Annotated in this window: 10 protein-coding genes; 6 read left to right on the top strand and 4 right to left on the bottom strand. The window is 65.3% G+C overall.

Annotation, left to right across the window (positions count from 1 at the left end):
• The first annotated feature begins 51 nt into the window (after window positions 1-51).
• The 3 genes from DFP89_RS12645 (at window position 52) to argF (ending at window position 3,276) form a co-directional block, all read left to right on the top strand.
• Entirely contained in the window at window positions 52-873 is an 822-nt protein-coding gene (locus DFP89_RS12645; RefSeq protein ID WP_245948712.1) for an ABC transporter permease, read from the top strand.
• A gap of 165 nt (window positions 874-1,038) precedes the next feature.
• Window positions 1,039-2,211, top strand: a complete 1,173-nt coding sequence (locus DFP89_RS12650) for an aspartate aminotransferase family protein (RefSeq protein WP_114349754.1) — start codon at window positions 1,039-1,041, stop codon at window positions 2,209-2,211.
• Window positions 2,212-2,349: 138 nt separating this feature from the next.
• On the top strand, window positions 2,350-3,276 hold the full coding sequence (gene argF, locus DFP89_RS12655) for an ornithine carbamoyltransferase (RefSeq protein WP_114349755.1): 927 nt from the start codon (window positions 2,350-2,352) through the stop codon (window positions 3,274-3,276).
• A gap of 95 nt (window positions 3,277-3,371) precedes the next feature.
• On the opposite strand, the gene DFP89_RS12660 is transcribed toward argF, so the two are convergent.
• Together DFP89_RS12660 and DFP89_RS12665 are read right to left on the bottom strand one after the other, a co-directional pair.
• Entirely contained in the window at window positions 3,372-4,793 is a 1,422-nt protein-coding gene (locus DFP89_RS12660; protein WP_114349756.1) for an HlyD family type I secretion periplasmic adaptor subunit, read from the bottom strand.
• On the bottom strand, window positions 4,790-6,538 hold the full coding sequence (locus tag DFP89_RS12665; protein ID WP_114349757.1) for a type I secretion system permease/ATPase: 1,749 nt from the start codon (window positions 6,536-6,538) through the stop codon (window positions 4,790-4,792). The genes DFP89_RS12660 and DFP89_RS12665 overlap by 4 nt, the downstream gene beginning before the upstream one ends.
• Before the next feature lie 164 nt (window positions 6,539-6,702).
• Here DFP89_RS12665 and DFP89_RS12670 point away from each other — a divergent pair, with 164 nt between their 5' ends.
• A complete protein-coding gene (locus DFP89_RS12670) occupies window positions 6,703-7,440 on the top strand; it encodes an MlaA family lipoprotein (RefSeq protein WP_114349758.1) in 738 nt (245 codons plus the stop codon).
• Window positions 7,430-8,029: an MlaC/ttg2D family ABC transporter substrate-binding protein gene (locus DFP89_RS12675; RefSeq protein WP_114349759.1), complete on the top strand. Its 600-nt coding sequence runs from the start codon at window positions 7,430-7,432 to the stop codon at window positions 8,027-8,029. Before DFP89_RS12670 ends, DFP89_RS12675 begins: the two co-directional genes overlap by 11 nt.
• A gap of 59 nt (window positions 8,030-8,088) precedes the next feature.
• Here the strand turns inward: DFP89_RS12675 and DFP89_RS12680 are convergent, their stop codons facing one another.
• Window positions 8,089-10,440 carry a transglycosylase domain-containing protein gene (locus DFP89_RS12680; protein ID WP_114349760.1) on the bottom strand — a complete coding sequence of 784 codons (2,352 nt, stop codon included), beginning with the start codon at window positions 10,438-10,440 and terminating at the stop codon, window positions 8,089-8,091.
• Between the two features lie 255 nt (window positions 10,441-10,695).
• Here DFP89_RS12680 and DFP89_RS12685 point away from each other — a divergent pair, with 255 nt between their 5' ends.
• Window positions 10,696-12,135: an ammonium transporter gene (locus DFP89_RS12685; RefSeq protein ID WP_114349761.1), complete on the top strand. Its 1,440-nt coding sequence runs from the start codon at window positions 10,696-10,698 to the stop codon at window positions 12,133-12,135.
• Window positions 12,136-12,201: 66 nt separating this feature from the next.
• On the opposite strand, the gene DFP89_RS12690 is transcribed toward DFP89_RS12685, so the two are convergent.
• On the bottom strand, window positions 12,202-13,203 hold the full coding sequence (locus tag DFP89_RS12690) for a polyprenyl synthetase family protein (RefSeq protein WP_114349762.1): 1,002 nt from the start codon (window positions 13,201-13,203) through the stop codon (window positions 12,202-12,204).
• Window positions 13,204-13,234 lie beyond the last annotated feature (31 nt).

The following is a 13,234-nucleotide window of genomic DNA, read 5'->3' on the forward strand; positions in this document are numbered from 1 at the left end:
CCGGGGATAGCCAGATTTACCCGTCCGAAGCCGCAAATTCAAGGAGCGCCGATGCAACCTTTCCAGCCTGACCGCAGATTCCCCCAGATGGGCGTGCGGCGTTTCGGGCGCGTGAACTGGCTGGGGCTTTACACATTGGCCCGGCGCGAGGTGATGCGCTTTCTGAATGTCTGGCAGCAGACGGTGCTGGCGCCGCTGATGACGGCGGGGCTGTTCGTCGTGGTCTTTGCGCTGGCGCTTGGCAAGGGCCGGGGCGAGATCATGGGTCTGCCCTATCTGGCCTTTCTGGGGCCGGGCATCCTGATGATGACGGTGATCCAGAACGCCTTCGCCAATACCTCCTCCAGCCTGATTTCGGCCAAGATGCAGGGCAATATCGTCGATACGCTGATGCCGCCCCTGTCGGCGGGCGAGATCCTGACCGGCTATCTGACCGGCGCGCTGGCGCGGTCGCTGATCGTGGCAGTGGTGATCGCCGCTGGCATGGCGCTGGTGCTTGGCCAAGGCATCGCGCATCCCATCTGGGCGCTCGCCTTCGTGGTTCTGGGCGCACTGCTGATGGGCGGGCTCGGCCTGATCGGCGGCATCGTCGCGCAGAAATTCGACCAGATGGCGGCGATTACCAATTTCATCGTGACGCCGCTGTCCTTTCTGTCGGGCACCTTCTATTCGGTCGAGGCCCTGCCCGAACCCTTTCGCACGCTGGCGCATTGGAACCCGATCTTTTACCTGATCGACGGCGCGCGCTATGGCATCGCCGGCGTCTCGGATGCGCCGCCGCTACTGGGGCTGGCGGTCTGTGCGCTGGCGGTGGTGCTGGTTCTGGGGCTGGCCTGGCGCTGGCTTTCCACCGGCTATCGGATGAAGGCGTAAAATTCGTTGCGCGGCCATCTGTTTGCCGTTATTTCAGACCGCATGATCGTTCGGACCGCCCATATCGCCCGTCCCCGACGTTGATTTTTTCAGCGTCCGATCCCGCCTGCCTTTCCCATACCTGTCGCCACCTGAAGGTGGCCCTGTCTGCAAAAGGACAATCCCATGATTCCGCACGTCCTGCCGACCTATAACCGCGCCGACCTTGCCTTTGAGCGGGGCGAGGGCACCTGGGCCATCACTGCGGACGGGACACGATATCTGGATCTGGGCGCGGGCATCGCTGTCAACGCGCTGGGGCATGCCAATCCCGATCTGGTCGCCGCGCTGACCGAGCAGGCCGGCAAGATCTGGCATGTCTCGAACCTTTACCACATCCCCCAACAGGAAAAGCTCGCCGATCTGCTGGTCGAAAACACCTTTGCCGATACCGCCTTCATCACCAATTCAGGCACCGAGGCGGCGGAACTGGCGATCAAGATGGTGCGCAAATACTGGGACCATAAGGGCGATCCCGACCGCCACGAGATCCTGACCTTTGAGGGGGCGTTTCATGGCCGCTCGACCGGGGCGATTGCCGCTTCGGGGGCGGAAAAGATGGTCAAGGGCTTTGGCCCGCTGATGCCCGGCTTCAGGCACCTGCCCTGGGGCGACATGGAGGCGCTGAAAGCCGCGATCACGAATCGCACCGCCGCCGTCATGCTGGAACCGGTGCAGGGCGAGGGCGGCATCCGCCCGCTGCCCGACGCCGATCTGCGGCTGATCCGGGCGCTGTGCGACCAGACCGGCGCGCTTCTGGTGCTGGACGAGGTGCAATCGGGCATGGGCCGGACCGGCAAGCTGTTTGCGCATGAATATGCCGGCATCGCGCCCGATATCATGATGGTCGCCAAGGGCATCGGCGGGGGCTTTCCGCTGGGCGCGGTGCTGGCCACGGAACAGGCCGCGGCGGGGATGGTCGCGGGCACGCATGGCTCGACCTATGGCGGCAACCCGCTGGCCTGCGCGGTCGGCGCGCGGGTGATGGAGATTGTCACCCAGCCCGAGTTTCTCTCCGAGGTGAACCGCAAGGCGGGCCTGTTCCGTCAAAAGCTGGAAGGTCTGGTCGCCGCCCATCCCGAGGTCTTCGAGCTGGTGCGCGGGCAGGGCCTGATGCTGGGGCTGAAATGCAAGGTCGCGCCTGCCGATCTGGTCAGGGCCGGCTATGCCGAACAGGTCCTGACCGTGGCGGCGGCCGACAATACCCTGCGCCTGCTGCCGCCGCTGACCATCAGCGACGCGGAAATCTCTGAGGCGGTGGCGCGGCTTGACCGTGCGGCGGGGCGGCTTGATGTCTGATGTCGGCGCGCCCGGGTTTGCGCTGAACCGGCACCGATGACGGCGGTGCCGATCCCCGCAAGTGAATTCAGCCTGAGGCCTTGACCTCGTGCCGGCAAAGCGGCTTGCTTGCCGGAACCATTCGAAAGACCGTCACAAATGAACAGCTTCCTTGATATCCACACCACCGCGAAATCCGATCTGCGGGGCATGATCGACGCCGCGCGCCGGATGAAGGATGCCCGCAATGGCCAGCCCAAGGGCGCGCCCGATACCGAGCAGCCGCTGGCGAACCGCATGGTGGCGCTGATCTTTGAAAAGCCCTCGACGCGGACGCGGGTCAGTTTCGATCTGGGTGTGCGCCAGATGGGCGGGCAGACCATGGTGCTGTCGGGCAAGGAAATGCAGCTGGGCCATGGCGAGACCATCGCCGACACGGCGCGGGTGCTGTCGCGCTATGTCGATCTGATCATGATCCGCACCTTTGAAGAGGCGACGCTGCTGGAAATGGCCGAATATGCCAGTGTGCCGGTGATCAATGGCCTGACGAACCGCACCCATCCCTGCCAGATCATGGCCGATGTTATGACATTTGAGGAACATCGCGGCCCGATCGCCGGGCGCAAGGTGGTCTGGTCGGGCGACGGCAACAATGTCTGCGCGAGCATGGTGCATGCTGCCGGTCAGTTCGGTTTCGACTTCACCTTTACCGGCCCTCCGCCCCTGGACCCCGAGCACGAGGCGATGGAATTCGCCCGTGCGCAAGGCGTTCAGGCGCTGATCGAGCGCGACCCGGCGAAAGCGGTCGAGGGTGCCGATCTGGTGGTGACCGATACCTGGGTCTCGATGCATGATCCGCAATCGGCGCGCGAGCGGCGCCACAACCAGCTGCGCGGCTATCAGGTCAATGAGGCGCTGATGGCGCAGGCCAAGCCTGACGCGCTGTTCATGCATTGCCTGCCGGCGCATCGCGACGACGAGGTGACGAGCGCGGTCATGGATGGGCCGAATTCGGTGATCTTTGACGAGGCTGAGAACCGGCTGCATGCGCAGAAGGCGGTCATGCGCTGGTGTCTGGGGGTCTAGGGGGCGCTGCCCCCGTCGCGCGTCGCGCGACTCCCCCGGGATATTTTGACATGAAAGAAGGGGCGTGGTCCTGGCCGCGCCCCTTTTTGTTGAGATCAGTTCTCGCGGAAGGCGCGGATGAAATAGTCGCTGAGCGGCTTCACCAGATAGGCCATCGGGCTGCGCTCGCCGGTCTGGATATAGACCTCGACCGGCATGCCGGGGATGAGGTCCAGCCCTTTGAGCTTTTCGAGTTCAGTGGCCGGAATGGTCACCTCGGCGCGGTAATAGGGGATCTGGGTCGCCTGATCGACCAGCGTATCGGGCGAGACGCGGCTGAGCACGCCGTCGATTTCCGGGGTCGTCCGCGACGAGAACGAGGAGAAACGCAGCACGACCTGCTGGCCGGGATGGACCTCGTCGACATTGATCGTGGCGACACGGGCGACGACGACCAGCGGCCGATCCTGCGGAATGATATAGAGGATCGGATCGGCAGGGCGGATGACCGAACGCGGCGTCGTCACCTGCAATTCCTGGACCACACCCGAGACCGGCGCACGGATTTCCAGCCGTGAGACCTGTTCGATCAGCGACCGGCGGCGCTCGGCCAGTTCGAGTTCGCGATAGCCGAGGTCGCGCAGCTCGGTTTCGGCCGCTTCACGATAGCTGGCTGATTTTTCCAGTCTGGACAGATCGATCTCTGCAAGCTGGGTTACCGCACGGGCGCGGGTTGCGGTCATTTCGCCAAGCTGGCCGTCAAGACGCGCCGCCTCGCGTTCCAGCGCGAGCACACGTGGAGCCTGCGCCAGCCCCTTTTCCAGCAGCGCGCGCTGATCGCGCAATTCCTGGGAAATGAAGTCGCGCTGCTGCTGTAAGGCCCGTGTCTGGGCATCGATACCGCCGATCTGCGAATCGATCTGCTCGGATTGCTTGGCCAGTTGGCCGAGCGATTGCTTGAGCGTGTCGAGGCGCGCGGCAAACAGGCTTTTCTGCCCTGCCATCAGCGCGGCAAGTTCAGGACGGTGCGTGGCGGCCTTGACCAGATCTTCGGGGAAGGTGATTTCGGTTCCGTCGGCACGTTCGGCCTCGAGCCGGCCGCGGCGGGCGAGGATCTCGAAATACTGGCCCTCGACGATGGCAAGCTCGGTATTCAGAAGCGCGCCGTCCAGCCGGATCAGCGGCTGACCGGCGGTGACCGTCTCGCCGTCATGGATGAGGATTTCGGCGACGACGCCGCCATCGGGATGCTGGACGATCTGGCGGCGCTGCTCCACCTCGACCTGGCCGCCGGCGACGACGGCGCCGGCGATGCGTGCCGTCCAGGACCAGATGCCGAAGCCGCCCACGAGCAGCGCCAGCGCGAAGATCCCAAGCAGAACCGGCCCGCGCGCCGACCAGGTCGGGCGGTGGCGGGGCGGCGGTGGCGGCGGCGGGGCCTCGGCCCGCTGGGCGCGAAAACGCGGCGGTGCCTCGGGCGTGCCGGCCTCGTCCAGTTTCGCGACCGGGGCGCGGCCAAGGTGGTCGGGATCGGTCATGTCACGCCTCCGCCATGTCCCTGTCCTTGCGCGCGGGCGATCTGATCGGCGTTCTTGACCATGGTTTTCAGTACCTCGTCGCGCGGCCCGAAGGCACGGCGCATGCCCTGATCCATGACCAGCAGCAATTCGCATTCGGTTATCGCAGCCGGACGGTGAGCCATGATGATGACCGCACCGCCACGCGCCTTGATGTTGCGGATGGCAAGATTGAGCGCGGCAGAGCCCTCGTTGTCGAGGTTCGAGTTCGGTTCGTCCAGAACGAAGATGGCCGGGTCCGCATAAAGCGCACGGGCCAGGCCGATGCGCTGGATCTGCCCGCCCGACAGGCGTCCGCCGCCTTGCGTCAGTCGCGTATCATAGCCCTGGGGCAGATCGAGGATCATCCGATGGGCGGCGGCGGCGCTTGCGGCGGCCACCACGCGCTGCGGATCAGGGTTGGGCGAGAGGCGGGCGATATTCTCGGCGATGGTGCCATCGAACAGCGTCACCTGCTGCGGCAGATAGCCGATGAGCCCACCCAGCACATCGGGGTCGTATTGTTCCAGCGTGGCGCCGGCCAGACGGATCGAGCCTCCGGAAACCGGCCAGGCGCTGATCAGCGCGCGTGCGAGCGTGGTCTTGCCGGCCCCGGAGGGACCGATGACGCCGAGCGCCTGTCCCGGCGCCAGATCGAAACTGACCCCGCGCAGCGTGGGGACGGACTGACCCGGCGGCACCACGGTAAGATTTCGCACCTCGAGCTGCGCCGGGGGATGGGGCAGGGGGGTGCGGGGCGGCAGGGGCGGGCGGCGCGACAACAATTCGGACAGTCGGTTCCAGCCATCCTGGGCGCGCTGCACCATGGACCAGCCGCCCACAACCTGCTCGACCGGCGCCAGAGCGCGGCCCATCAGGATCGACGAGGCGATCATCGCGCCCGGCGTGACCTCATGGCGCAGCACCAGCCAGGCACCGGCGGCCAGCAATGCGCTTTGCAAAAACAGCCGGAAGGTGCGCGAAAAGACCGTGAAGCTGGTGGCACGGTCGGCGCCGCGGATCGTCGCCTCGGTGGCGCGGTCGCGGGCTTCCTGCCAGCGATGGAAGGTGGCGCCGCGCATGCCCAGCGAACCGATCAACTCGCCCTCGTCGCGGTAAAGGTCGGACATGCGCTCTGCGGCCGCGCTGGCGATCGCCGCCTGCTGCAGCGAATCGCGGCTGAGCCATTGGTTCAGCAGCGTCGAGATCACCAGGATCACCAGACCCGCCGTGGCGACCGCGCCAAGGATGGGGTGGAAAAGGAAGACCGCCGCCAGGAAGAACGGCGCCCAGGGCAAGTCGAACAGCGCCATCAGGACCGGTGATCCGATCAAACGTTGCACGGCCTCGAGGTCGCGCATGCCGCCGCGCAGGATCACGTCCGAGCCGGCGGCGTTCCCGTCCTGAAGCGCGGCGGTGAAGACCCGCCCCTCCATCCGTTCCTGGAAACGGGCGGCGATTCGCGCCATGACGCGGTTGCGGGCCAGATCCAGAAGCCCCATCATCGCGAACAGGAACACGACCAGAAGAAACAGCGCCGTCAGCGTCTCGACCGAGCGGCTGGCAAGGACGCGGTCATAGACCTGCATCATGAAGAGCGGGCCGGTCAGCATCAGCAGGTTCACCGCAAAGGAAAATATCCCTACGCCGGTGTAAAGCTGCCAGGCGCTGCTGCGCGCGGATCGCAGCTCGCGCCGGCCGTCATGTCGCATCGGCGGCAAGGCCATGCCGGTTCCTTCCTCATCAACCCGCCGGGCCTTGCCCGGAATCGCCACAGCGCATATCCCAAAGCGCGGCCGCACAACAGCCCGGTCGCCCGGATGCGGTTCCGATCCTTGTCCCGAATCAGCGTGGACAAGGCAAGTCATAGCGAGAGAAGGTTATCACAAGCTTGCCAGCAAAGATTTTTCCGACTGCAGTTTGCGCCACTTTCCTGCTGGCGGCCTGTGCAAGCGATCAGGATGGCGACGGGATCAACGACCGCTATGAGCCGATGAACCGCCGCGTGCATGATTTCAATCGCGGCGTCGACGCCAATCTGGTCAAGCCACTCAGTTCGGGCATGTCGGGCGGTGACGGTAAAGGGGAGGGCGTGGGCAGCCGCGCGGTCGAGGTTGTCGGAAATTTCGGCGAAAACCTTGCCCTGCCCGGCAAGGCGGTAAACCATCTTTTGCAGGGAAAACCCGCGCCGGCGGTGCGCACCACCTTCCGTTTTCTTGTCAACTCGTCGCTGGGTTTGGCGGGTTTTCTGGACCCGGCCGGCAAGGATTTTGCCCTGCCCGAAGAGGATACCGATTTCGGCCAGACGCTGGCGGTCTGGGGCGTGGGCGAGGGGGCCTATCTTGAGCTGCCGCTGATCGGCCCCTCGACCGAGCGGGACGCTGTCGGCCGGCTGGTCGATCTGGTCATCGACCCGACCCGGCAATGGCTCAACCGTGACGAATATCTGATCAGCCTTGGCACGCGCGTCGTCTCAAAAGCCGGTGAGCGCGGGCGTTTCAGCGATTCCGTCGATTCCATCCTGCATGAAAGTGCCGATAGTTATGCCCAGACGCGGCTGATCTGGATGCAGCATCGCCGCCATGAACTGGGCGAAGAAGGAGATTACATTGACCCTTATGCCGAATGAGACCCGGCGCGGCTTTCTGGGCCTGATCGGGGCCGGGCTGGTCGCCGTGACCGCCGCCCCCGCCTGGGCGCTGAACACCGACGAGGCGCGCGCTCTGATCCAGAAGTCGCTGGACGAGGTCTATGCCGTCATCAATTCCGGCCAGCCCCCGGCGCAGATGTTCAAGACTTTCGAGGCGATTTTTGCGCGCTATGCCGATGTCGACATCATCGCCCGTTCGGCCTTGGGGCCGGCGGCGCGGCAGGCCGGTGCGGCCGAGTTCGCGGCCTATAAACAGGCGTTTCAGGGCTATATCGGGCGCAAATACGGCAAGCGGTTCCGCGAATTCATCGGCTCGAAAATCGAGGTGACGGGGGCAAAAAAGGTCAAATCCTTCTATGCCGTGACTTCGGTTGCCTATCTCAAGGGGCGCAGCCCGATGGAGGTGGAATGGCATGTCTCGGACAAGTCCGGGCAAAGCCGTTATTTCAACATCATCATCGAGGGCGTGAACATGTTGGCCTCGGAGCGGGCCGAGGTGGGTGCCATGCTGGCCAAGCGTGGCGGTGATATCGCGGCGCTGACCGCCGATCTGGAAAAGGCTGGCTGAGACGGCAAGCCGCAGACGACAAAGGAAAAGGCCAGGCCCGAGGGGCCGGCCTTTTGCCGTTATTCCTGATAGACGCCGCTGATGCCGCGCAGGGCCTGGGTCAGCGCATCCTCGGCCCCCGGATCCGTGGGGGTGATGCCGTCGCTGGTCGTGGTTTCTGCCGGGAAGGTGGGCGGGCCGCCCACGGTCTCTTCCGTCGCGACCTCATCTGCGGGGGCGGGTTGGGGCGCGTCGGGTGTCAGGACCTGTTCCTGCCCCTCGACTGGGGCGGGGGCCTGCGGAGACGGCTGGCCAAGCGCCTGCGACAACGCATCCGCCAGCGGGTCGGCGGCGCCATCGGTGCCCGTGTTGACCACCTGCGGCACCGCGCCCGAGGCATCAAAGGCGAAATTCCCCAAGGATTCGACCGGCAGACCCTCGTGGATTTCCTCCATCACCGCCTGCCAGATCTCGGCAGGCAGGCCACCGCCGGTCACGCCTTTCAAGGGCGTGTTATCGTCATAACCCATCCAGACGCCGGCGACATACTGGCCGGTAAAGCCGATGAACCACGCGTCCTTGTAGCTTGAGGTGGTGCCGGTCTTGCCCGCCGCCGGGCGGCCCGACAGCTTGGCGCGGCCGCCGGTGCCGTTCTGGATCACCTGCTCCATCATGCCGATCAACTCGCCCGCCGCCTTTTGCGAGATGACGCGCTTGCCCATGCCGCCGGCCTGACCGATCAGCGCCTGATCGTCGCCCTTGATGCGCAACTCGACCAGACCATAGGGGCTGACGGCGGTGCCGCCATTGCGGATGCCGGCATAGGCGCCGGTCATCGCCAGCAGCGTCGATTCCGAGGCCCCAAGCCCCAGCGACGGCCCGCGCGCCAGATCATTGGCAAAGCCGAAATCGGTGGCGACGCGGCGCACGGCGTCGCGCCCGGCGGTTTCCTGCAGGCGGACGGTGGCGGTGTTCAGCGATTGCGCCAGGGCGCGGGTCAGCGTGACCTCGCCCAGATAGCGGCGGGTGTAGTTCTGCGGCGACCACGGGCCGGAACCACGCACATTGATCGTCAGCGGCGCGTCCAGCACCAGACTGTCGGGGCTGTAGCCCTGATCCAGCGCGGCGGCAAAGACGAAGGGCTTGAAGCTCGAGCCGGTCTGCCGCTTGGCCTGCGTCGCGCGGTTGAAGGTGCCGACGGCGGTATTGTCGCGACCGCCGATCATCGCCCGCACGGCGCCATCGGGTGACATGATCACCACCGCCGCCTGCGCCTTGGAGCCATCCGCGACCTTTTCGTCAAAGATGCGCTTCAACGCCCGTTCGGCCGCGCGCTGCACGCGCTGGTCGAAGGTGGTGGTGATGGTGACGTCCTCGGTCGTTTCGCTGGTCAGGAAGCCGGGGCCGGATTCCATCACCCAATCGGCGAAATAGCCGCCCGCGCGTGCCGCCGCCGCCTTGGAGAGCACCGCCGGATTGGCCTTGGCATCCGCGAATTGCGCGTCATCCAGATAGCCCTGATCGTGCATCAGCCCCAGAATGACGCTGGCGCGGTCCTGCGCGCGTTCCAGGTTCGAGGTGGGCGCGAAATAGCTGGGCGCCTTCAGCAGGCCCGCCAGCATCGCCGCCTCGGCCGCGTTCACCTGATCGGCCGACTTGTCGAAATAGCGCTGCGAGGCCGCCTCGAAGCCGCGCGCGCCCGCGCCCAGATACGAGCGGTTCATATAGATGTTGAGGATGTCCTCTTTCGAATATTTGGCCTCCATGGCCAGCGAATAGGGGACTTCCTTGACCTTGCGCCAGATCGAGGACTTGCGGCATTCGGCCTCGAAATCTGCTTCGGATTTCCAGCGCGTGGGGTCGAAGGTTTCGCCCAAACACAGCAGTTTCGCCACCTGCTGGGTGATGGTCGAGCCGCCATTGCCCTCCAGCGGGCCACGGCCCTCGGCCATGTTGATCTTGACGGCGCTGGCGATGCCGCGCGGGCTGATGCCCATATGGCCGTAAAAGCGCTTGTCCTCGGTCGCGACCACGGCGTTTTTCAGCACCGGCGCGATCTTGTCGGCGCTGACCATGCCGAAGGTCTCACCCCGCCAGGCAAAGACCCGGCCTTCGGTGTCCTGCATGGTGACCGAGCCGCGCGCGCGGCCGTCAAACAGCGCCGAAGCCTCGGGCAGGGTGGTATAGAAATAGAAGGTCGCGGCCAGAACGATGGCGGTGACGGTCAGCCCCAGCCGCCAGAACGAGCTCCAGACCACGCGCCAGACAAGCGAGATCAGCCCGGTGATTCCCCGAGTCACGACATTGCCCCGGCGCGGCTGGCGCGGCGGCTTGCCCGAAGGGGCGGCCTGCTGTTTCTGCTTTTTCTGAGGAGCTTGGTCGAAATTGCGTTTGTCGGCGACAACGCTGCCCCTGCCGGTCGGTTTCTTCATGCCTGATATCCTGCCCGACCGGGTCGCCCGGCCTGTTTGCGCAGAACATACAGGAAAGACGAGGGTTTGAGAACCGCGATGACCTATCAGTGATCTGCTGAAAATACGGGCAAATTTCACCGTTGCAGCCCGAAACGCAGGCAGTCGCATCGCCGCACCGGCGAAGGGCTGCACAAACCTTGTGCCGGGCGAAGGCTGCCGGGTCTTCTGGCCGGGACAGGAACTGCTGCAACGCAGAAAGAAGGTGCTGGAAAGATGACAAGACCAACCGCGATCTATCCCGTGATCCCGGCGCTGGCCCTCCCGCTGATCGGGTGGGCGGCGCCGTCGCTGGCGCAAGAGGCGGCACCCGCCGTCGCTGCTGCCGCTGAAACCGTGGCGCCCATCGTGGACAAGGGCGACACCACATGGATGATGCTGTCGGCCATTCTGGTCATGGCCATGTCGATCCCGGGGCTGGCACTGTTCTATGGCGGGCTGGTCCGGGCCAAGAACATGCTGTCGGTGCTGATGCAGGTGCTGACGCTGTTTTGCGTGATCGCGCTGCTATGGGTCGTCTTTGGCTATTCGCTGGCCTTTACCGGCGCCGGTTCGGCCGAGGATGCGACCGCGCTGACCCCCTTCATCGGCGGGCTCTCCAAGGCGTTTCTGGCCGGCGTCGGCACCGCGTCGCTGTCCGAGACCTTCACCGCCAATGTCTATGTGCCGGAATATGTCTTTGTCGTCTTCCAGATGGCCTTCGCCTGCATCGCCTCGGCGCTGATCGTCGGCGCCACGGTCGAGCGGATGAAATTCCCCGCCGTGCTGGCCTTTGTGGTGATCTGGTTCGTCTTTTCCTACCTGCCCATGGCCCATATGGTCTGGTGGTGGGGCGGCCCCAGCGCCTTTGACGCGCCGGCGGGATATCTGTTCGGCCATGGCGATCTGGATTTCGCCGGCGGCACCGTCATCCATATCAACGCAGGCGTCGCGGGCCTTGTCGCCGCCATCGTCGTCGGCCCCCGCCTTGGCTATGGGCGCGAGCTGATCGCCCCCCACAACCTGACCTTTACCTTTATCGGCGGCTGTCTGCTGTGGATCGGCTGGTTCGGCTTCAACGCCGGCTCGAACATGGAGGCCACCGGCATCGCCGCCATGGCGATCCTGAACACGGTCGTCGCCACCGCCGCCGCAGCACTTGCCTGGGCCTTTGGCGAATGGGTGTTTCGCGGCCATCCCTCGCTGCTGGGCGGGGTCTCGGGGGCCATTGCCGGGCTGGTCGGCATCACCCCGGCGGCCGGTTTTGTCGGCCCCATGGGCGCCATCGCCATCGGGCTGATCGCGGGCTTCCTGTGCATGTGGTTCGTCATCAAGCTGAAATCGAAACTGGGCATCGACGAAAGCCTTGATGTCTTTGGCATCCATGGCGTCGGCGGCATCATCGGCGCCATCCTGACCGGGGTCTTTGCGTCGCCGTCTTTGGGTGGCTCGGGCATCTATGACTATGCCGCCGGAGCCGTGGCCGAGAATTACAGCATCGCCGATCAGGTGATGACCCAGACGCTGGGCGTGATCGTGGCGGTGATCTGGTCGGGCGTGGTGTCCTTTGTCGCGCTGATGATCGTCAAGGCGGTGATCGGGCTGCGCGTCCCGGCCAATGACGAGCGTCAGGGCCTTGACGTCACCACCCACGGCGAGAACGCCTATAACAGCTAAGGGGGCCGCCCCCGAAAACGCAAAAAGCCCGGCGCAAGCCGGGCTTTTTCGCATCTGCCCCGCCGCTCAGGAAATGCGCGAGACGACGTAATCCGCCAGATCCGACAGTTCCTTGCGCAGCTCATGCGCGGGGGCGGCGGCCAGCGCGGATTTGGCGCGCTCGGCCCAGGCGATGGCGTCGGTGCGGGCGGCATCCAGCGCGCCGCGTGCCTTGAGGATCGTCAGCGCCCGGTCCAGATCGCCCGCGTCCTGCTTGCCCTGACCGATGCAACGTTCCCAGAAGGCGCGCTCGTCGGCGTCTGCGGCGGCAATCGCCTTGATCACCGGCAGGGTCAGCTTGCGCTCGCGGAAGTCGTCGCCGATATTCTTGCCGATGGTCGCGGTCGAGCCGCCGTAATCCAGCAGATCGTCGACGATCTGAAAGGCGATCCCCAACGCGTCGCCATATTCGAACAGCGCCTGCCGCACGGTGTCATCGGCGCCGGCCACGACGCTGCCCGACTCGGTCGCGGCGGAAAACAGCGCCGCCGTCTTGCCGCGCACGATCTGGATATAGATGTCCTCGGTGGTGGTGATGTCCTGTGCGGCGGTCAATTGCAGCACCTCGCCCTCGGCGATGGTGGCGCTGGCATTGGCCAGAATGCGCATGACCTGCATGCTGCCGGTATCGGCCATCAGCTGAAAGCTGCGGGCGAAAAGATAGTCGCCGACCAGCACGCTGGACTTGTTGTCCCACAGCAGGTTCGCCGTTGGACGGCCGCGCCGCTGCTGGCTTTCATCGACCACATCGTCATGCAAAAGCGTCGCGGTATGGATGAACTCGACCGCGGCGGCCAGCAGCAGATGCTTGTCGCCCGCGTAGCCGCACAGCCGCGCTGCCGCCAGCACCAAGAGCGGACGCAGGCGCTTGCCGCCCGCCTCGACCAGATGTGCGGTGACCTCGGGAATGCGGGGCGCATGGCGGCTGGCCATGCGCTCACGGATCAGCGCATTGACGTCGCCCATGTCCCCGGCAAGCTCTGCGGCAAGCCGATCCAGCGGCTTCGAGACGTTTTCGTTCATGCCCATCAGCCATCCCCTTTCGCCGCATGGCATTGCC

The sequence above is a fragment of the Paracoccus lutimaris genome (assembly GCF_003337565.1).
Taxonomy (GTDB): domain Bacteria; phylum Pseudomonadota; class Alphaproteobacteria; order Rhodobacterales; family Rhodobacteraceae; genus Paracoccus; species Paracoccus lutimaris.